Genomic DNA, 18,160 nt, shown 5'->3' on the forward strand with positions numbered 1-18,160 from the left:
GTCCTCGCATCCCTTCCCAACTGAGGTGCGGGCCCCGACGGCATGTCCGGAGGAGCCCGCCGAGAGGTGTGTGCGATGAACGTGGTCAAGGTGTCGGAAGCGGCGTCCGCCCTGCCCCGGGCGTGGAGTTCGGCGGTGCTCGGCCGGGTGGGGACGGCCGCGGTGAAGGTCGTGCGCATGGACGGGCTGCCGGTCGAGGAGGAGTGGCACACCGAGCCCGAGGCGCTGCTCGTGCTCGACGGCCACCTCGAACTGTCCGTGGACGGGACCGCGGTGACGGTGGGGCCGGGTGAGATGTACGTGGTGGGCGCGGGCGTCGCCCACGCGGTGCGGCCCGGCAGCCGGGGGACGCTGATCATCGTGGACTGTAGCTCCGGCACGCTTGACGCATGACGGTGGACTGTTGCTCCGGCACGCTCGACGCGTGAAGATCGCCGCAGCTCGGTTCACGCGTGTGTGTCCCGGCGGAGATCCCCGCAGACGTGGGGCGGTTCGCCGCTCTCGCCGGGCAGGAACATGCGCAGGGGGCCGAGTTGTCCGTGTTCCCGCCGGATGATTCCGCCCCGTACGGCCATGTCGATCGCGCCGATCGTGGCGATCGCACAGAGTGGTCCGTATGACGACATCCGCAGAGCTGCTTCGCGACTTCGCCCGCACCCGCGCCTCCCTCGACGGCGAGGAGGTCACGTACTGGTGGTCCGGAGACGTGTACTCCTGGGCCCCCGACGAGCCCTACCAGCGGGTCTTCGGCTTCGAGGGCCTCAACGTGTCCCGCCTGGTCCAGGACGAGGACGCCGGGCCGGACGCGTACCAACTGCTCACCCGGGAGGCCGCGTTCTATCTGGATCCCGTCAGCCGCGAGATCCTGGAGACCTGGCAGGACCAGCCGGTGGTGCACGTCTGGAACGACCCGGCGAACCAGAAGTGGCGTCCCTTCCCGATCCCGACGACCGACCTCGGGGATCAGGTCTGCTTCAGCCTGGAGATCCCGCTCGCCTACCCGTCGCCGTTGCCGGTGGCCCAGTATCCGGTCCACTCGGCCGGGGACACGTACAAGGCCCTGGAGCTCTTCCAGTTCTTCGCCGACCGCGCCGACCTGGCAGGACCGGCGCCCGGCGTCCCGGCCACCATGTCGTGGAGCCGGATGTCCCCGTGGCTCCCCTGGATGGCCCGGGGGCAGCGGCCTGGCGGCCTCACCTTCCACTGCCGGGGCCGCAAGCTCGGCGCGTACGCCGAGGTCCCCGAGCGCACCCGTGCCCATATCGCCGCCCACCACCCGGAGTTCGCCCACGCCCCGGAGGAGTGGAGTGAGCCGAACGAGGCCAGCTGGACGTACTTCCGCAAGCTCAACCCGCCCCGGGGGTAGGGGGTTTCGTTGGTTGACCGGGTGGTTCGGGTCCAGGTCATCTAGTGCCCGGGTGCGGCTTCCGTGTCGTGACCGGGTGTGGCCCAGGTGTCGCCGAACAGCCGCTCCAGGACCACGGCGACCCCGTCCTCCGCGTTCGACAGGGTCACCTCGTCGGCCGCCGCGCGCAGCTCCGGATGCGCATGGCCCATGGCCACCCGGTGGCCCGAACCGGCGAACATCGGCAGGTCGTTGGGCATGTCCCCGAACGCGATCGTCCGCTCGGCCCCGATCCCCAGCAGTTCGGCGGCCAGGGTGAGCCCGGTGCCCTTGTCGACCCCGTGCGGGGCCAGCTCCACCGTGCCGGGCCCCGCCATGGTCACCGTCGCCAGATCACCCACGGCCCCCCGCGCGGCAGCGGCCAGCGCGTCGTCGCCCAGCTCCGGGTGGCACACCAGCACCTTGATCACCGGGCGCTCCCACAACGCGGCGCGGGAGTCGACGCGTTGGGCGGGAAGCGTCGGGTTCGGCATCCGGTATCCGGCCTCGATCAGGGTCGCCCCGTCCACGCCGTCCTGGTCCACCGCGGCGAACACCGCCCCGACTTCCGCCTCGATCTTGCCGAGCGCGGTGTCGGCGGCCTCGCGGTCCAGCGCGACGGACCGCAGCAGCCGCCCGCCGCCCGGTCCTGCCTCGTAGAGCTGGGCGCCCTGCCCGCAGACGACGAGCCCGGCGTACGCCAGGTCCGTGAGCAGCGCCCGTATCCCGGGGACGGGCCGCCCGGTGACGATCAGGTGCCGGGCGCCCGCGGAGGCGGCGAGGGCGAGCGCGGCGCGGGACCGGGCGCTCACGGTGCCGTCCGGGCGCAGCAGGGTGCCGTCCAGGTCCGTGGCGACGAGGGTGTACGCGGGTGGCGTGGGTGTGGGCATGGGCATGGGCATGAAGGGCCCGAACGGCCGCTTGCCCGCCAGGGGTGCACCGGATAGAGGGGACGCTGTCAGGCGGCCGTCCCGCCGTCCCGCCGTCGAGTTCGGCGTCGGTGGGCTGCTGATCCGGCATGACGTGTTCGCCCTCGGTGATGCGGTCGGGGCTTGTGCGGCCGGAGCCTGTGCGGCCGGAGCCTGTGCGGTCGCGCGGGCGACGGGGGCCTTGCGGGCCGCGCGGCGGACGCTGGACCTCAAGCGCGTGCGGGCAAGGGGAGGTTCGCCAGGGCGAAGCCCCACCGCACGGTCGCGGTGGGGCCGTTTCCCCGGGCCGGCTCAGACGCTGCCGAAGTCTCCGTCCCGGACGCCCGCGACGAAGGTGGTGAACGCGGGGGCGGGGACGTTGAGGACCGGGCCGGTCACGTTCTTGGAGTCGCGGACGGGGACGACGCCGTGCGGGGTGGCGAGGTTGGTGGCGACCTCGACGCACGCGCCGCCGTTGTCGCTGTAGGAGGACGTGAACCAACGGGGGGTCTCGGTTGTCACGGGGTGCCCTTCCGTAGTTACGGGTGCTGCAAGTCTCCTGACTTGATACCCGTGACGAAGTCGGTGAATGCGCCGGCCTGGACGTTCAGGCTCGGGCCGGTCACGTTCTTGGAGTCGCGGACGGGGACGACGCCGTGCGGGGTGGCGAGGTTGGTGGCGACCTCGACGCACTGGCCGCCGTTGTCGCTGTAGGAGGACGTGAACCAACGGGGGGTCTCGGTTGTCACGGGGTGCCCTTTCGCAACTGCCTGAACATGTCTGCGGACGCCGCCTGGGAGGGCGCTACCGCCTGCATCTGATGGTAGGCCGTCAGATGCGGAAGCACCGAGCCACTTTCACGTTCCAAGTAGCCCTGCTGCGCGGACTCGGCGTACGACATGAGCGAGCGGTCGGGCATGGTCAGGATGGTGACCGGCAGGTTGAACGGGCGGAGTTCGCCCATATCGAACGTGGCCACCTGGATCACGGTGTTGGGCTGCTCGGCGAACTCGATGAGGCGGTCCATCTGCGCCTTCATCACCTCCGGTCCGCCGACCGGCCTGCGGATGCAGCTTTCGTCCAGCATCGCGAAGACCAGCGGCGGCTTCTCCCGGACGAGGGCCGCCTGACGCTCCGCGACCAGCGAGATGCGTTCCTGGGCCTGGTCCGCAGTGATCGCTCCTCGCCTGACGGCGCTGTCGGCCAGGACCGCGGCGTACTCCGAGGTCTGGAGCAGGCCCGGCATCACGCCGACCTCGTACAGCCGGATCTCCGCCGCCCGGCCCTCGTAACCGAGGAACTCCGGGAAGCCCTCCAGCAGGCTGCCGTGCTTGATCATGCCCAGCTCGCGCTCGAACGAAGCCTCGGTCGCGGTGAGCCCCAGTGCCCGGTCCGTACTGCGCGAAAGGCGCAAGGTAGCAAGTTTACGGCCGGTTTCCACCGATGAGATGTGCGTGCTGGAGTAGCCGATCCGCCCGCCCAGCTCCTCCTGCGTCCAGCCCCGCTGCTGCCGCAGGTCGCGCAGACGTGCGCCGTAGGCTGCCTTCGCGGAGCTTTCCGGGTTTAACTCCTTGATGTTCAAGGGCCTCGCACCCAATCTTCCGTGCCGAACGGGCAAGTTGAATGACTTCCCACGGTAGGTCACGCTGAATCGCCCCGGTAGTCATATGGCTACAGAGAGGAGCGATAGGTGTACGGCGAGAACGTTTGTCCGAATGAGAACGAACCTCCCGACCCGCCGATCCCCGGCGCGCTCGTGGTGGACACCGCTCGGGGTGACCGTGTGGGCGAGTTCCGTGGAGTCGCCGGCCCCTACTGGTCGTTGCGGCCCGTGGGTGGCGGGGCCGAGTGGGAGGCCGAGCCGCGCCGGGTCCGTCCCGCGCTCCTGATAGAGCAGCTCCGGGCCAGGACCGCGCGCCTCAACGCCCGCAGTCGGGGCGAGGTGCTGTGAACACGGGTCAGGCACCGGTGCGTTGGTACGTTGCCGAGAGCCACGGCGGTGATGCGGGGCGGTCCGTCCGGTTCGGCGGGATCGTCTCCCCGACGCGGCGGCTGGCCCTGCGCTGGCTGCGGCGGCAGGCCGAGCGCTTCGCGGACGCGCTCGACCCGGATCCGTACGCGCCCTGGGTTCCGGCCCGTGCGCTGTATCCGGTCGCCGGGGGTAGCCGGGGCGACGTGCCGGCCGAGCTCCGTTTCTGGGCGGCGGGTTTCCGTGAGCACGACTACGCGCTGGGGCGGCTCGCGGACGGGCTGCCGTACGAGTTCGTGGCCCGGGACGCCACGTCCTGGTACGGGTTCGTCGTGCGCCCCCTGGCCGCTGCTGCCCGTACCCCTTCCACCTCTTCCACCTCTTCCATCCCTCCCGCTCTTTCCACTCCTCCCACTCCTCCCACTCCTCACCGGCAAGGATGAGCGTCATGTTGCAGTGCACCGCCTTCACCGAACTCCCCGAGATGGGCGCGCGGGTGGCGCTCATGGGCCTGGCGGACGGGCCCGGCCAGGCGTCGGACGCGCCCGATCTGGACGACTTCCTGCTCTGTGAACTCGGCGAGCACGATGAGGGCACCGAGCATGCGGCCCAGCTCTGGTCGGCCTCGGCTCCGGCCGGGCGGGATCTGTGGATGTTCTGGACCGACGGTGGCGGGCGCAGGAAGTTCCGCTTCACGGAGCTGCTGCCGTGCCCGGCCGTCATTCACCGGCTGTCCGTCAAGGAGGGGGAGGCCTGCGTGCTGTACGACCGGCACCCGGTCGCGCACTCCTGGGACGTGACGGATCCGCTGGCCGACCTGATGGCGGAGCGGATCCGGGAGGACGTGCGACGCGACCGGGACGGCGGTGGCGGGGAGGGGGTCTGAGCTTCTCCCTCGGCCGTACGTCGTCTTCACCGGTGGTCCGCTGTGGCCGCCGCGACCCGTCTGTTGCGCGGGGCGCCGCCCGGACCGGACGACCTCGCCACCCTCAACGAAGCGGCGGCGCACCCGCCCCTGACGGCCCGGCTGACCGCGGGCGGCGAACGGGCGTGGGTTCCGGGGGGCACCGGAACCGGGCTGCTGTCCACCGTCGCCCGCGATGCGGTCGACCTGTTCACCGGGGCGTACGCCCACCGGATCCGCACGTGCGGATCCGACGACTGCCGCCTGCTGTTCGTCGACACCTCCCGCCCCGGCAGGCGCCGCTGGTGCTCGATGGAGCGCTGCGGCAACCGCCACAAGGTCCGGGCCCACCGCGCCCGGCTCACCGCCGCCGACGAGTGACGCGACGAGTGACGCGACGAGTGGCGCCTCCTACCCCTCGCGGGGGAGGCAGGCGGGGCAGGTGTGCCGGTCGATCGCGGCCAGCAGGCGCGTGGCCGCCGCGCGTACGGCCTGCGCCGGGGAAGGGCCCCCGGTCTCGGATGTGCCGGGCGCGTCGGGTGCGTCGGGCGTGGCGGCCAGGCGGCCGGCCGTGGCGCGCCCCGCCGCCACCGCGTCGTGCGCGGCGCGGGTCCACGCCGGGTGCTCGGTGTTTCCGGCGGTCAGGATCGTGGCGAGCAGGTCGAGCACGCCCGCCCGGTCCCGGACCGTTTCCGTCGCCGCCAGCTCCCAGAGGAACGGCACCGTCGCCGCCGTCGAGTCGAAGACGGGCGGGGTGCCGATCCACCGCTCCAGATCGTGCAGGGCCTCCTCCGAGGTCGGCGCGTCCCCCCAGGCGATCCGCGACAGCACGCCGGGAACCTGGGACGCGGAGCCGTACGCGTGCTGCAGCTCGTGCCACCGCACGTTCCTCATGGCCCCCAGCACAGTCCCCATCCGGGCACTCAATCAGCCTTTACCGCACGGCGTCCACCATGCCGGGTGACGGTTCCGTGGACCGGCCCGCCCCGTGGAGCCGGCGCAGATACGCCCGTACGGAGCGGACGTCGTCCGCCGGGACGGACACGCCCACGTGGTGGTCGGGGCGGACGACCACCACGGTGCCCGTGCCCGTACGGCCGGAGGTTCCCGTTCCGTACGCGGCGGCCGCGTGGCCCGCGTCGTCGACCACCGCTCCGGGCTCCGCCCCGGCCCGGTCCTCGTGCGCCCCGTACACCCGGCAGGTCCGCACTCCGGCCTCGCCGTACGAGGCCGCCGCCTCGCGCAGGACCGCCGCGCTCCCGGGGCCGAAGCCGAGGACCGTGGTGCGGGGTCCCGCGAAGACGCGGTGCAGCCGGGTACGAACTCCGGTCACGGCGTCGACACAGGGGGCGTCCGGCGCCCGGTCCCCGGCGGCGGGAGCGCCGGGCAGGCTGTTTACGGTCTGCGGGTCGGCGGCGGCGGGGGTGCGGGCCTGCGGGGTGGCCAGGGAGCTCCAGCGGTAGCCGACGGACAGGCCGGAGGTGTCCGAGGTGATCGCCGCGTCCAGGCCGCCGCCGGGCCGGCGGATCGCCTCCAGGGTGGCCCGCAACCGCTCCGACGTGAGTTCCAGGGTGCGGGCGGCCACGGGAAGCCGCTCCTCCTCGTAGGTGTCCAGCAGCTCCGCGTCCGCGTGACCGGCGAGCACCAGGCCCAGCTTCCAGCCCAGGTTGAACGCGTCCTGGATGCCGGTGTTCATGCCGAGGCCGCCCGCGACGGCGTGCACGTGCGCCGCGTCGCCCGCGAGGAAGACCCGCCCCGCACGGAACCGGTCCGCCATCCGTACGTTGACCCGGTACGTCGACAGCAGCTCGGCCCGCGTCAGGTCGTCGCCGGACAGTGCGGTGTGACGGGCGAGCAGCCGCCGGAACCCGTCGGCGGTCGGCGCGAGCGGCCGCCCCCGCCCGTCCCGCTCCGGCCCGGCCTGGAACCACCAGTCCGTGCGCGTACCGGGGATCGGGCAGAGCATGACCGCGCCGTCCTCGTCGAACCACTGGTGCCAGCGGGTACGGTCCAGGGCTCCCTCGGCCAGGCCGACATTGCCGCAGACCATCACCTGGTCCTCGTCGGTGGTCCCCTCGAACCCGATCCCGAGCAGCTTCCGTACGGAGCTGTGGGCGCCGTCGCAGCCGACGACGTACCGCGCCCGCCCGGCCGGACCCTCGGCGAACGTGACGTCGACATGACCACCGTCGCGCCCGTCCCGCCCCTGCGCCAGCCCCACGACCTCGCGGCCCAGCCCGACGTGGACGCCGTACCCGGCCAGCCGGTCGCGGAGGATCCCCTCCAGCCGCCACTGGGCGATCAGGCATCCCCGGTCGTAGGGAACGCCCGGGGACGGCGCGGACTCCGCCCACGGATCCGCCTCCGCGACCGGGAGGCGGCCGCGGTACTTGAGCATCGGCAGCGGGGCCGAACCGGCGGCGAGCACCTCCTCGGCCACCCCGAGATCGTCCAGGATCTCCAACGACCTGGGGTTGGGGCCCTTGGCGCGCGAGGTGCGCGGCGGGGCGGGGGACCGGTCCACGATCCGCACGGCGACGCCGCGCCGGGCCAGATCGCAGGCCAGCACCAGCCCGGTGGGCCCCGCCCCCACGATAAGTACGTCGGTCATGCCCATGCCTCTCCTTCGGTCACCCACTCCGGCCGTCCATCCAGAACCAGAGAAGCGTAACCAAGTAAGAAAAGCAACTAGGTAATCTTTTGTCGTGCGGAGTCCGGGACCGTGGGTGCGAGCTCCGGTGCGGCGGCCACCGGTGCGGCGGCCGCTGTCGCCAGCAGCTTCTGCGCCAGCGCCCGGTTGCGCCGAGCGGTCCGCAGCGCGTCCCAGGTCAGCAGCGACAGTGCCAGCCAGACCAGGGCGAACCCGGCCCACCGCTCGGGCGGCATCGACTCGTGGAAGTAGAGGACGCCCAGCCCGAACTGGAAGACCGGGGCCAGATACTGGAGCAGCCCCAGCGTGGACAGCGGCACCCGGACCGCCGCCGCGCCGAAGCAGATCAACGGGACCGCCGTGACGATGCCCGTCGCCGCGAGCAGGAACCCGTGCCCCGCGCTCCCGGCCGTGAACGTCGACTTTCCGGTGGCGGCCAGCCAGAGCAGGAAGCCGAGCGCGGGCACGAACAGCACGGCGGTCTCGGCGGCCAGGGACTCCAGGCCGCCCATGTTCACCTTCTTCTTCACCAGGCCGTACGTGGCGAAGGAGAACGCCAGCACCAGCGAGACCCAGGGCGGCTTGCCGTAACCGATCGCCAGGACGAGGACGGCGACCAGGCCCGTGGCGACCGCGGCCCACTGCACCGGGCGCAACCGTTCGCCCAGCAGCAGGACGCCCATGGCGATGGTGACCAGCGGATTGATGAAGTAGCCGAGCGAGGCCTCGACGACCTGGCCGTTGTTCACGGCCCAGATGTAGAGGCCCCAGTTGACGGTGATGGTCGCCGCCGCGACCGATATGAGGCCCAGCTTGCGCGGATCGCGTACCAGTTCGCCGATCCAGGCCCAGCGGCGTACGACCAGCAGGGCGACGGCGACGACGCCGAGCGACCAGACCATCCGGTGGGCGAGGATCTCGATCGCCCCGGACGGCTTCAGCAGCGGCCAGAAGAGGGGGACGACGCCCCACATCCCGTATGCGCCGATTCCGTACAGCAGGCCTGCCCGCTGTTCGTTCTTCCTCTCCACGTGCCCTCCCGGCCCGCCCGCGCCGGCGGATCCGCCGACGGCACGACGGTAGCGCCGGAAGGGGCCCGTGTCATAGCCGTTTCACGGAGACACTCATGACAGTGCCGGGTGCGGCCGAACAGCTGGGGGCGCGTCGAAGGTCAGGCGGCGGACAGGGCGGCGCGAACGGTCTCGGCGAGGGGCGTCGTCGGGCGGCCGATGAGCAGGGCGAGGTCGCCGCTCGTCCCCGCGAGCCGCCCGCGCCCGATCGCCTCGTCCACGTCGACGAGGATCGCCGCGAAGCCCTCGGGCAGTCCCGCGCCGACCAGGATCTCCTGGTGCGCGGCGGCCGGGACGTTCTTGTACGTGATCTCCTCGCCGGTCACCTCGGACAGCAGGCGTGCGTACTCGGCGAGCGACCAGGCGATGTCGCCGCTCAGCTCGTAGGCGGTGTTCAGGTGGCCGTCGCCGGTCAGTACGGCGGCCGCGGCGGCGGCGTAGTCGGCTCGGGCGGCGGAGGCGACGCGGCCCTCGCCCGCGTTGGCGACGACCACGCGGTGCTCCAGGACCGGGGCCAGGTTGGCGGTGTAGTTCTCCGTGTACCAGCCGTTGCGCAGGAAGGTGTACGGCAGCCCGGAGTCCAGGATCAGCTGCTCGGTGGCCCGGTGCTCGTCGGCCAGCGTGAAGTCGGCGTCCGGACCGCCGAGGATGCCGGTGTACGCGAGCTGGGCGACGCCCGCCGCCTTCGCCGCATCGATGACCGCGGTGTGCTGCGGTACCCGCTTGCCCACCTCGCTGCCGGAGATCAGCAGCACCCGGTCGCCGGACCGGAAGGCTCCGGCGAGGGACTCGGGCCGGTCGTAGTCCGCGATGCGCAGCTCCACGCCCCGGGCGGCGAGCACGGCGGCCTTCTCCTTGTCGCGCACGACCGCGACGACCTCGCCGGCCGGGACCGTGCTCAGCAGGGCGTCGACGACGAGGCGGCCGAGTGCGCCAGTGGCTCCGGTGACAACGATGCTCATGGGGTTCTCCGATTTCGGTGGTTTCGGTGGTTTCGGTGGTTTCGGTGGTTTTAGTGGTTCGGTCCGCTTCTGTGCTCCGGTTACGACCCTACGGGTCGCGCTAACTATAGGAAAGTACCCACTTTGAAGTAAGGTACTGATATGGGAGTAAGTGCGAAGGACTCACACGGCGCGAAGGACTCGCGGAGGGAGAAGGAAGCACGGGGAGTGAAGGGTCCACGAGGAGTGAGCGGACCGGGTCCGGAGCGGGCCGCGGACGTCAACCAGCCCATGTGCCCGTCCCGGCTGATCCTTGAGCATGTGACGAGCCGCTGGGGCGTCCTCGTCCTGGCGGCGCTGCTGGAGCGTTCGTACCGCTTCAGCGAACTGCGCCGCTCGGTGGGCGGGGTCAGCGAGAAGATGCTGGCCCAGACCCTCCAGACGCTGGAGCGCGACGGCTTCGTCCACCGGGACGCGAAGCCGGTGATCCCGCCGAGAGTGGACTACTGGCTCACCCCGCTCGGCATCGAGGCGGCCGAACAGGTGTGGGCGCTCGCCCGCTGGACCGAACGCCAGGTGGACGCGGTGCAGGCGGCACGCGAGACATACGACGGGGCCCGAGCCTGATCCCGTCGAGGATCGGCCCCGGGCCCCGGGCGATGCATGTGGCACCGCGTGTGCGGTGCGTGTGCGCGGTGCGCTGCCTGTGGTGGCGCGTGTGCGGCGCGCTCGGTCTCAGCCGACGACCGTCCAGGTGTCGTTGCCGGCGAGGAGTGAGCCGAGGTCGCCCTTGCCGTCACGCTCGACGGCGGCGTCCAGCTGGTCCGACATCAGGGTGTCGTAGACGGGCCGCTCGACGCTGCGCAGCACGCCGATCGGGGTGTGGTGCAGGGTGTCCGCGTCGGCGATCCGGGACAGCGCGAACGCCGTGGTGGGGGAGTCGGCGTGGGCGTCGTGGACGAGGACCTGCGAGCGGTTCTCCTCCGTGACGGCCACGACCTTGAGATCACCGGTGGCCGGATCGCGCACGACGCCCTTGGACTCCTGGGAGCCGAAGAGGATCGGCTGCCCGTGTTCGAGGCGGATGACGGCCTCGGCGGCCTGCTCCTTGTCCTTGAGGACCTCGAAAGCGCCGTCGTTGAAGATGTTGCAGTTCTGGTAGATCTCCACCAGTGCGGTGCCCGAGTGCTCGGCGGCCGCGCGCAGCACGCTCGTGAGGTGCTTGCGGTCGGAGTCGACCGTGCGCGCCACGAACGTGGCCTCCGCACCGATGGCGAGGGACACCGGGTTGAAGGGCGCGTCGAGCGATCCCATCGGCGTCGACTTGGTGATCTTCCCGATCTCGGAGGTGGGGCTGTACTGGCCCTTCGTCAGCCCGTAGATCCGGTTGTTGAACAGCAGGATCTTGAGGTTGACGTTGCGGCGCAGGGCGTGGATCAGGTGGTTGCCGCCGATGGAGAGCGCGTCGCCGTCACCGGTGACGACCCAGACGGACAGGTCGCGGCGGGAGGTGGCGAGCCCGGTGGCGATGGACGGGGCGCGGCCGTGGATGGAGTGCATCCCGTAGGTGTTCATGTAGTACGGGAAGCGGGAGGAGCAGCCGATGCCGGAGACGAAGGTGATGTTCTCCTTCGCGAGGCCCAGCTCCGGCATGAAGCCCTGGACGGCGGCGAGGACCGCGTAGTCGCCGCAGCCGGGGCACCAGCGCACTTCCTGGTCGGACTTGAAGTCCTTCATGGACTGCTTCGCCTCGGCCTTGGGCACCAGCTGCAGCAGTTCGTTGTGCCGCAGTTCGTCGGTGTCAGGCATCGATGGCCTCCTTGAGGGCCGTGGCGAGCTGCTCGGCCTTGAACGGCATTCCGTTGACCTGGTTGTAGCTGTGGGCGTCCACCAGATACTTCGCCCTCAGCAGCATCGCGAGCTGGCCGAGGTTCATCTCCGGCACGACGACCTTGTCGTAGCGCTTCAGCACCTCGCCGAGATTCTTCGGGAAGGGGTTGAGGTGCCGCAGGTGGGCCTGGGCGATGGGCTCCCCGGCGGCGCGCAGCCGGCGTACGGCGGCGGTGATCGGCCCGTACGTCGACCCCCAGCCGAGCACCAGCGTCGCTGCCCCGGCCGGGTCGTCGACCTGGAGGTCGGGGACCTCGATGCCGTCGATCTTCGCCTGGCGGGTGCGGACCATGAGGTCGTGGTTGGCCGGGTCGTAGGAGATGTTGCCGGTGCCGTCCTGCTTCTCGATCCCGCCGATGCGGTGTTCGAGGCCGGGCGTGCCGGGGACCGCCCAGGGGCGGGCCAGCGTCTGCGGGTCGCGCTTGTAGGGCCAGAAGACCTCGGTGCCGTCGGCCAGGGTGTGGTTCGGGCCGGAGGCGAAGGGAGTCTTCAGATCGGGCAGGGCCGCTGTCTCCGGGATGCGCCAGGGCTCGGAGCCGTTGGCGAGGTAGCCGTCGGAGAGCAGGAAGACCGGCGTCCGGTACGTCAGGGCGATCCGGGCCGCGTCGATCGCGGCGTCGAAGCAGTCGGCCGGGGTCTGCGGGGCCACGATCGGGACCGGGGCCTCGCCGTTGCGCCCGAACATCGCCTGGAGCAGATCGGCCTGCTCGGTCTTGGTCGGCAGGCCGGTGGACGGTCCGCCGCGCTGGATGTCGATGATCAGCAGCGGCAGCTCCAGGGAGACCGCGAGACCGATCGTCTCCGACTTCAGCGCCACCCCGGGACCGGACGTCGTCGTGACGCCCAGCGCCCCGCCGAACGCCGCGCCGAGCGCCGCACCGATCCCGGCGATCTCGTCCTCGGCCTGGAAGGTCCGCACCCCGAAGTTCTTGTGCCGGGACAGCTCGTGCAGGATGTCCGAGGCCGGGGTGATCGGATACGACCCCAGGTAGAGCGGCAGGTCCGCCAGCTGCCCGGCGGCGATCAGGCCGTAGGACAGGGCGAGGTTCCCCGAGATGTTGCGGTAGGTGCCGGTGGGGAAGGCATGGGATGCCGGGGCGACCTCGTAGGAGACCGCGAAGTCCTCGGTCGTCTCGCCGAAATTCCACCCGGCCCGGAAGGCGGCCACGTTCGCCTCGGCGATCTGCGGCTTCTTCGCGAACTTCTGCCGCAGGAACGTCTCCGTCCCTTCGGTCGGCCGGTGGTACATCCACGACAGCAGACCCAGCGCGAACATGTTCTTGGACCGCTCGGCCTCCTTGCGGGGGAGCCCGAACTCCTTCAGCGCCTCCAGCGTCAGCGTCGTCAGCGGCACCGGATGGACGTTGTAGGCCTCCAGCGAACCGTCCTCCAGCGGACTGGTCGCGTACCCCACCTTCGCCATCGGCCGCTTGGTGAACTCATCGGTGTTCACAATGATCTCGGCGCCGCGCGGTACGTCGTCGATGTTCGCCTTCAGAGCGGCGGGGTTCATCGCGACCAGGACGTTGGGGGCATCGCCGGGGGTGAGGATGTCATGATCGGCAAAGTGGAGCTGGAAGGAAGAAACCCCTGGCAGAGTGCCTGCGGGGGCCCTGATCTCGGCCGGGAAGTTCGGCAGGGTGGAGAGATCGTTGCCGAAGGAAGCGGTCTCCGAGGTGAACCGGTCACCCGTGAGCTGCATACCGTCACCCGAGTCGCCCGCGAAACGGATGATCACCCGGTCCAGGCGACGGATCTCCTTCCCGTCGCCGCCCGTGGTTCCCGTCGTACCTGACAGGGGGGCTCGCTGACCCCCGAGGACGGCGTCATTGGCCTCATCGGCCTTCTCTGCCGCGCTACTGACCTGGCTCGTCACTGAACTGGACCTCCCTTGGGGCGGCGGTTCGGAACCGTCCGGCCAGCCGGCGATCCCAGAGGCCACCCTACGTCCGCGTAGGTGGCCCTCCAGGGACCGATCATATGGTGGACGCTGTTTTGAGACACCCTTTTAGTAAGGTTTGTCACCTTTCGTAAGCCCCCCGATCGCGGGATGGAAACGGCCGTGCGCTGGGTCTTTGGTCCTAGGCCCCCTTTGCCCCTCCCCTCGACTCTCCCCTGGTCACCCCTGTTCTCTCCTTGGCTCCGCCTTGACTCTCCCTTGATCAGGGATGCCCGTCCGGCGGCCGCCGGACACCACGGACCCGCGCGATGCTTCCGGAGCACTCCCCGAGCACTCCCCGAGCACTCCCCGAGCACTTCTGGGGCACTCCCGGAGCGATTCCGGCGTGCGGTCGCTCGGGCCCGCGCTTCGCCTCCGGCTTCGCAAGTATCTGACAGGGTGTCAGATTGCTAGGAATTCAGGTAGGTCAGCACGGCGAGGACGCGCCGGTGGTCTCCGTCGCTGGGTGAGAGCCCCAGCTTCAGGAAGATGTTGCTGACATGCTTCTCGACCGCACCGTCGCTCACTACGAGCTGCCGCGCGACGGCGGAGTTGGTCCGGCCCTCGGCCATCAGACCGAGGACCTCCCGCTCGCGCGGCGTCAGTCCGGCCAGCACGTCCTGCTTGCGGCTGCGGCCCAGCAACTGTGCCACCACTTCCGGGTCCAGCGCCGTCCCGCCCTGCGCCACCCGGACGACGGCGTCCACGAACTCGCGGACCTCGGCCACCCGGTCCTTCAGCAGATACCCCACCCCGCGGCTGCTGCCCGCCAGCAGCTCGGTGGCGTACTGCTCCTCCACGTACTGGGAGAGGACCAGCACCCCGATGTCCGGGTAGTCCTTCCGCAGCCGCACCGCCGCGCGTACTCCCTCGTCGGTGTGCGTCGGCGGCATCCGCACATCGGCGACCACCACATCGGGAAGCGCCTGCTGGGCGTCGAGATCCGCCACGGTCTTGAGCAGCGCCTCCGCGTCCCCGACCCCCGCGACCACGTCGTGCCCGAGGTCGGTGAGCAGGCGGGTCAGCCCCTCCCGGAGCAGGACCGAATCCTCGGCGATGACCACGCGCACCCTGTTCTCCACGTTCTCCACGACTGCGAGTCCCCCACTGTTCTGAATATGCCGCGTTCCCCGCGACCCCGCACGCGCCACGCCCGACCACTGCGCACCGCGCCCCGACCGCTCAAGCATCCCAGGACCCGGACACGGACGGGGGCCCTGTGGATAACCCACGAGGACGGGGCGAAGGGCCGTGCGAGGACCCGTGGCACACGCTGGCCGCCCGCCAGGACTCACAGCCGCACGCCGTGCACGCGCTCACAGCCGCCCGTCCCGGAAACCCCGGACGGCCGTACACCCCGTCGCCGGACCGAGGGGGCCGAGAGGACCCGGGCGACGGGGCGCGTACGTACGCGGAGAGGGGGAGAGGAGGGAGCGCAGGAGAGCGCGAGGGAGAGTGAGGGCGAGGAAGGAAGAGTGAGGAGCGGGAGAGGAGCGGGAGAGGAGTGGGAGAGGAGGAGAGCGGAGTCGCGTTCGGGTCAGCCGCGCCAGGGCAGCTCGGCTGTGACCGTCGTCGGGCCGCCGGCCGGGGAGTCGACCACAAGGACCCCGTCCACCGCGTCCAGCCGTTCCGTCAACCCGGCCAGGCCGCTGCCCGAGGCCGGTGACGCCCCGCCTCGGCCGTTGTCCGTGACCTGGAGCATCAACCGGTCGGCCGCCCGCCACACGTCGACCGTGGCGCGAGTCGCTTTGGCGTGCTTGCTGACGTTCTGAAGCAGCTCCGAGACGGTGAAGTACGCGATCCCCTCGATCGCCTGCGCGGGCCGCGAGTCCAGGTCCACCTCGACCGTCACGGGCACGGTGCAGCGGGAGGCTATCGCGGAGAGTGCGGCGTCCAGGCCCCGGTCGGTGAGGACGGCGGGGTGGATTCCGCGGGCCAGGTCGCGCAGTTCCTGAAGGGCCACTTTCACCTCGCCGTGTGCCTCGTCGACCATGCGGGCCGCGGCCTCGGGGTCGTCGGTGAGCTTCTCCTTGGCGAGGCCGAGCCCCATGGCGAGGGCGACGAGGCGGGCCTGGGCGCCGTCGTGCAGGTCGCGTTCGATCCGGCGCAGGTCGGCGGCGGCGGTGTCCACGACCACACCCCGGTCCGACTCCAGCTCGGAGACCCGGGTGGCCAGCCGGGACGGGCCCAGCAGACCGGTGACCATCAGCCGGTCCACCGTCAGCAGACCGCGCACGACCCACGGCGCCGCCAGCACCAGCACGAGGCCTATCGTCCCGGTCACCGCCAGCTCGCCGGGCGAGTCCAGATACTCCTGGTGGGTGCGGTCCCCGTACAGCTGGATGCCGTTCTGCTCCCCGAACGCCGGGAAGAGCCAGAACCACAGCGGGTACGTCAGCGCCGCCAGGCCGTACGTCCAGAACGTGATCGCGACGACGAAGGTGAACGTGGCCCACGGGAAGTGCAGCAGCGTGAACAGCAGGTGCCGCCAGGACACCCCGCTCTTGAGGACCGCGCCCATCCAGGACATCGGGCCGCCGGTCTTCCCCCGTACCCGCTCCGGATCCGCCACCTCCACCCGCAGCAACCCGCGCGCCCGGTGCCGCTCCAGCGCACCGAAGCCCCGGCAGACGGCGAGACCGGCCGCAAGGACCGGTATCCCGATGAAGGTGACCAGCAGGCCCGCGCTCATCGACGTCATGGTGACCGCGAAGACGAACATCACCGTGCTGAGCGGGAAGCTCAGCAGCGCATAGAGCAGCTCGCGCCAGGCACGGGCCTCCAGCGGCCCACGCAGCGGTGCCGGGAGGAAGTGCTTCGCCGGGGTCTTCGCCCCGAAGCCGGGGCCGGAAAACTGCCGCTCCCGGTCCCGTGTGTCCGGTCCGTATGCCGTGGCCATGAGTCCCGTCCGTTCCGTCTCTGTCTCAGTCTCTCAGTGGGCTGTGCGTGGGGCGTAGGTCGTGGGGCGTGCGCCCGATGGCGCCGGAGGCGGCCCGCGACCACGGACCGTTCTCCCTCCAGGGTGCTGGCCGGCGGCCTTCCGCACCATGAGGTCCCTCTCCGTATCCGCCCGGGGGTTTTCCCCACCCCCTCGGGCGGCAGGGCAGGCCGGAGCGGGCCGGGCCGCCTGCGGGGCGGACAGCGGGGCAGCCGGTCAGGCGGCCCGGTCGCGCCAGGGCAGCTCGGCGGTGACGGTCGTCGGCCCGCCCTCCGGCGAGTCCAGGAGAAACACCCCGTCGACCGCGTCGAGCCGCTCGGCGAGCCCCGCCATCCCCGTACCGCCGTCCATCCGGGCCCCGCCCCCGCCGTCGTCCGTGACCTGGAGCATCAGCCGGTCCCCCGAACGCCACACGTCGACGGAGGCCGACCGTGCGCCGCTGTGCTTACTGACGTTCTGAAGCAGCTCCGAGACGGTGAAATACGCGATGCCCTCGATCGCCTCCGCCGGACGCCCACGAAGCCCCACCGACACCTTGACCGGGACCGTGCAGCGGGAGGCTATCGCGGAGAGTGCGGCGTCCAGGCCCCGGTCGGTGAGGACGGCGGGGTGGATTCCGCGGGCCAGGTCGCGCAGTTCCTGAAGGGCCACTTTCACCTCGCCGTGTGCCTCGTCGACCATGCGGGCCGCGGCCTCGGGGTCGTCGGTGAGCTTCTCCTTGGCGAGGCCGAGCCCCATGGCGAGGGCGACGAGGCGGGCCTGGGCGCCGTCGTGCAGGTCGCGTTCGATCCGGCGCAGGTCGGCGGCGGCGGTGTCCACGACCACGCCCCGGTCCGACTCCAGCTCGGCGATGCGCCGCTCCAGCTCGTCCGAAGGCGACAGCAGCCCGCGCACCATCGCCCGGTCCACCGCCGTCAGCCCCCGGGTGATGAACGGCAGCACCGGCCACAGGACGAGCAGGCTCGCCAGCGTCACCGCGAACGTCAGCACCCCCCACGGCAGTCGGATGAACCCGTACAGCAACGCCCGCCAGCCCACCGGGTCCTTCAGCCCCGCCCACAGCCGGACGAAGAACCCCTGGTCCCGGTGGCCGCGCGCCAGCGGACTCGGCTCCTCGACCCGTACGCCGAGCATCCGCCGTGCCCGCCGCCGCTCCAGCCGGCCCAGCAGCCGGGCGCCCTGGAGCCCGCCGACCAGCAGCGGCAGCCCGACCACCGTGACGGAGAGCGCGGCACCGACGGCGATCACCAGGACCGAGTAGACGAACCCGACGACGGCCAACGGCAGATTGGCGAGCAGATGCGCGACCTCCCGCCAGGTCCACCGGTCGAGGGCGAATCGGGCGGGCGGCAGCCGGTCGGGATCCGGCACGGAAGGGCTCATGGTCATACCCACAGCCTGCCGGTCCGCACCCGCGCACACCATGGGGCTCATGGGTGGGGGTGAAGTAGGGATAACCCCACCCGATGCCCGACGCGGCTGCTTACGCTCCGTTGAGCAGGCCCTAGACTCCCGTGCGTACAGAACAGGCAGGCACGCAGGACTGATGCGGACGACGAGGGAGCGA

20 protein-coding genes and 1 pseudogene are annotated in these 18,160 nt (G+C 71.3%); 7 read left to right on the plus strand and 14 right to left on the minus strand.

Features of this window, described 5'->3' with window-relative positions; translation table 11 throughout:
* Positions 1 to 75: 75 nt before the first annotated feature.
* Positions 76 to 393 (plus strand): cupin domain-containing protein, encoded by a 318-nt coding sequence (locus tag ACGF2Y_RS14380; protein WP_392946426.1) that lies wholly within the window; start codon positions 76 to 78, stop codon positions 391 to 393.
* A 53-nt stretch (positions 394 to 446) separates the two neighbouring features.
* Here ACGF2Y_RS14380 and ACGF2Y_RS14385 read toward each other — a convergent pair whose 3' ends face one another.
* Positions 447 to 626: a hypothetical protein gene (locus ACGF2Y_RS14385; protein ID WP_392946429.1), complete on the minus strand. Its 180-nt coding sequence runs from the start codon at positions 624 to 626 to the stop codon at positions 447 to 449.
* On the opposite strand from ACGF2Y_RS14385, the gene ACGF2Y_RS14390 reads away from it, so the two are divergent.
* Positions 617 to 1,366, plus strand: a complete 750-nt coding sequence (locus tag ACGF2Y_RS14390; protein ID WP_392946432.1) for a DUF1838 family protein — start codon at positions 617 to 619, stop codon at positions 1,364 to 1,366. The genes ACGF2Y_RS14385 and ACGF2Y_RS14390 overlap by 10 nt on opposite strands.
* 41 nt (positions 1,367 to 1,407) lie before the next feature.
* On the opposite strand, the gene ACGF2Y_RS14395 is transcribed toward ACGF2Y_RS14390, so the two are convergent.
* From ACGF2Y_RS14395 to ACGF2Y_RS14410, 4 genes are all read right to left on the minus strand, one after another.
* Positions 1,408 to 2,274, minus strand: a complete 867-nt coding sequence (locus tag ACGF2Y_RS14395; RefSeq protein WP_392946435.1) for an HAD family hydrolase — start codon at positions 2,272 to 2,274, stop codon at positions 1,408 to 1,410.
* A gap of 330 nt (positions 2,275 to 2,604) precedes the next feature.
* On the minus strand, positions 2,605 to 2,814 hold the full coding sequence (locus ACGF2Y_RS14400; RefSeq protein ID WP_392946438.1) for a DUF397 domain-containing protein: 210 nt from the start codon (positions 2,812 to 2,814) through the stop codon (positions 2,605 to 2,607).
* A 17-nt stretch (positions 2,815 to 2,831) separates the two neighbouring features.
* Positions 2,832 to 3,041 carry a DUF397 domain-containing protein gene (locus ACGF2Y_RS14405; protein ID WP_392946440.1) on the minus strand — a complete coding sequence of 70 codons (210 nt, stop codon included), beginning with the start codon at positions 3,039 to 3,041 and terminating at the stop codon, positions 2,832 to 2,834.
* Positions 3,038 to 3,874: a Scr1 family TA system antitoxin-like transcriptional regulator gene (locus ACGF2Y_RS14410; RefSeq protein ID WP_392946442.1), complete on the minus strand. Its 837-nt coding sequence runs from the start codon at positions 3,872 to 3,874 to the stop codon at positions 3,038 to 3,040. The genes ACGF2Y_RS14405 and ACGF2Y_RS14410 overlap by 4 nt, the downstream gene beginning before the upstream one ends.
* Before the next feature lie 108 nt (positions 3,875 to 3,982).
* On the opposite strand from ACGF2Y_RS14410, the gene ACGF2Y_RS14415 reads away from it, so the two are divergent.
* The 4 genes and pseudogenes from ACGF2Y_RS14415 to ACGF2Y_RS14430 form a co-directional block, all read left to right on the plus strand.
* Positions 3,983 to 4,243, plus strand: coding sequence for a hypothetical protein (locus tag ACGF2Y_RS14415; protein ID WP_392946445.1), 261 nt, complete (start codon positions 3,983 to 3,985; stop codon positions 4,241 to 4,243).
* Positions 4,240 to 4,704, plus strand: a complete 465-nt coding sequence (locus tag ACGF2Y_RS14420) for a hypothetical protein (RefSeq protein ID WP_392946448.1) — start codon at positions 4,240 to 4,242, stop codon at positions 4,702 to 4,704. The genes ACGF2Y_RS14415 and ACGF2Y_RS14420 overlap by 4 nt, the downstream gene beginning before the upstream one ends.
* 5 nt (positions 4,705 to 4,709) lie before the next feature.
* Positions 4,710 to 5,147, plus strand: coding sequence for a hypothetical protein (locus ACGF2Y_RS14425; protein ID WP_392946450.1), 438 nt, complete (start codon positions 4,710 to 4,712; stop codon positions 5,145 to 5,147).
* Positions 5,148 to 5,546, plus strand: a pseudogene (locus ACGF2Y_RS14430) (CGNR zinc finger domain-containing protein); the annotation flags it as partial.
* A 30-nt stretch (positions 5,547 to 5,576) separates the two neighbouring features.
* Here the strand turns inward: ACGF2Y_RS14430 and ACGF2Y_RS14435 are convergent.
* The 4 genes from ACGF2Y_RS14435 to ACGF2Y_RS14450 form a co-directional block, all read right to left on the minus strand.
* On the minus strand, positions 5,577 to 6,080 hold the full coding sequence (locus tag ACGF2Y_RS14435) for a hypothetical protein (RefSeq protein WP_392946453.1): 504 nt from the start codon (positions 6,078 to 6,080) through the stop codon (positions 5,577 to 5,579).
* 19 nt (positions 6,081 to 6,099) lie between these two features.
* Positions 6,100 to 7,782 carry an FAD-dependent monooxygenase gene (locus ACGF2Y_RS14440; RefSeq protein WP_392946456.1) on the minus strand — a complete coding sequence of 561 codons (1,683 nt, stop codon included), beginning with the start codon at positions 7,780 to 7,782 and terminating at the stop codon, positions 6,100 to 6,102.
* 71 nt (positions 7,783 to 7,853) lie between these two features.
* Entirely contained in the window at positions 7,854 to 8,846 is a 993-nt protein-coding gene (gene rarD / locus ACGF2Y_RS14445; RefSeq protein WP_392946458.1) for an EamA family transporter RarD, read from the minus strand.
* A gap of 140 nt (positions 8,847 to 8,986) precedes the next feature.
* Positions 8,987 to 9,847: an SDR family oxidoreductase gene (locus ACGF2Y_RS14450; protein WP_392946461.1), complete on the minus strand. Its 861-nt coding sequence runs from the start codon at positions 9,845 to 9,847 to the stop codon at positions 8,987 to 8,989.
* Between the two features lie 270 nt (positions 9,848 to 10,117).
* On the opposite strand from ACGF2Y_RS14450, the gene ACGF2Y_RS14455 reads away from it, so the two are divergent.
* A complete protein-coding gene (locus ACGF2Y_RS14455; RefSeq protein ID WP_392946778.1) occupies positions 10,118 to 10,453 on the plus strand; it encodes a winged helix-turn-helix transcriptional regulator in 336 nt (111 codons plus the stop codon).
* Positions 10,454 to 10,561: 108 nt separating this feature from the next.
* On the opposite strand, the gene ACGF2Y_RS14460 is transcribed toward ACGF2Y_RS14455, so the two are convergent.
* The 5 genes from ACGF2Y_RS14460 to ACGF2Y_RS14480 form a co-directional block, all read right to left on the minus strand.
* Positions 10,562 to 11,635, minus strand: a complete 1,074-nt coding sequence (locus tag ACGF2Y_RS14460) for a 2-oxoacid:ferredoxin oxidoreductase subunit beta (protein ID WP_392946463.1) — start codon at positions 11,633 to 11,635, stop codon at positions 10,562 to 10,564.
* The gene (locus tag ACGF2Y_RS14465; RefSeq protein WP_392946466.1) at positions 11,628 to 13,592 is read right to left on the minus strand and encodes a 2-oxoacid:acceptor oxidoreductase subunit alpha; all 1,965 of its coding nucleotides are present in this window, start codon (positions 13,590 to 13,592) and stop codon (positions 11,628 to 11,630) included. Before ACGF2Y_RS14465 ends, ACGF2Y_RS14460 begins: the two co-directional genes overlap by 8 nt.
* A gap of 473 nt (positions 13,593 to 14,065) precedes the next feature.
* Positions 14,066 to 14,725: a response regulator transcription factor gene (locus tag ACGF2Y_RS14470; protein ID WP_032791991.1), complete on the minus strand. Its 660-nt coding sequence runs from the start codon at positions 14,723 to 14,725 to the stop codon at positions 14,066 to 14,068.
* A gap of 467 nt (positions 14,726 to 15,192) precedes the next feature.
* Entirely contained in the window at positions 15,193 to 16,554 is a 1,362-nt protein-coding gene (locus tag ACGF2Y_RS14475; RefSeq protein WP_392946469.1) for a sensor histidine kinase, read from the minus strand.
* Positions 16,555 to 16,809: 255 nt separating this feature from the next.
* Positions 16,810 to 17,982, minus strand: coding sequence for a sensor histidine kinase (locus tag ACGF2Y_RS14480; RefSeq protein ID WP_392946472.1), 1,173 nt, complete (start codon positions 17,980 to 17,982; stop codon positions 16,810 to 16,812).
* Positions 17,983 to 18,160 lie beyond the last annotated feature (178 nt).

Source organism: Streptomyces sp. NPDC048142 (genome assembly GCF_043202835.1).
Taxonomy (GTDB): Bacteria; Actinomycetota; Actinomycetes; order Streptomycetales; family Streptomycetaceae; genus Streptomyces.

Coding starts and splice junctions, on each gene's coding strand:
- ACGF2Y_RS14380 (WP_392946426.1), top strand. CDS start 76: ATGAACGTGGTCAAGGTGTCGGAAGCGGCGTCCGCCCTGCCCCGGGCG.
- ACGF2Y_RS14390 (WP_392946432.1), top strand. CDS start 617: ATGACGACATCCGCAGAGCTGCTTCGCGACTTCGCCCGCACCCGCGCC.
- ACGF2Y_RS14385 (WP_392946429.1), bottom strand. CDS start 626: ATGTCGTCATACGGACCACTCTGTGCGATCGCCACGATCGGCGCGATC.
- ACGF2Y_RS14395 (WP_392946435.1), bottom strand. CDS start 2,274: ATGCCCACACCCACGCCACCCGCGTACACCCTCGTCGCCACGGACCTG.
- ACGF2Y_RS14425 (WP_392946450.1), top strand. CDS start 4,710: ATGTTGCAGTGCACCGCCTTCACCGAACTCCCCGAGATGGGCGCGCGG.
- ACGF2Y_RS14435 (WP_392946453.1), bottom strand. CDS start 6,080: ATGGGGACTGTGCTGGGGGCCATGAGGAACGTGCGGTGGCACGAGCTG.
- ACGF2Y_RS14440 (WP_392946456.1), bottom strand. CDS start 7,782: ATGGGCATGACCGACGTACTTATCGTGGGGGCGGGGCCCACCGGGCTG.
- ACGF2Y_RS14450 (WP_392946461.1), bottom strand. CDS start 9,847: ATGAGCATCGTTGTCACCGGAGCCACTGGCGCACTCGGCCGCCTCGTC.
- ACGF2Y_RS14455 (WP_392946778.1), top strand. CDS start 10,118: ATGTGCCCGTCCCGGCTGATCCTTGAGCATGTGACGAGCCGCTGGGGC.
- ACGF2Y_RS14460 (WP_392946463.1), bottom strand. CDS start 11,635: ATGCCTGACACCGACGAACTGCGGCACAACGAACTGCTGCAGCTGGTG.
- ACGF2Y_RS14475 (WP_392946469.1), bottom strand. CDS start 16,554: ATGGCCACGGCATACGGACCGGACACACGGGACCGGGAGCGGCAGTTT.
- ACGF2Y_RS14480 (WP_392946472.1), bottom strand. CDS start 17,982: ATGACCATGAGCCCTTCCGTGCCGGATCCCGACCGGCTGCCGCCCGCC.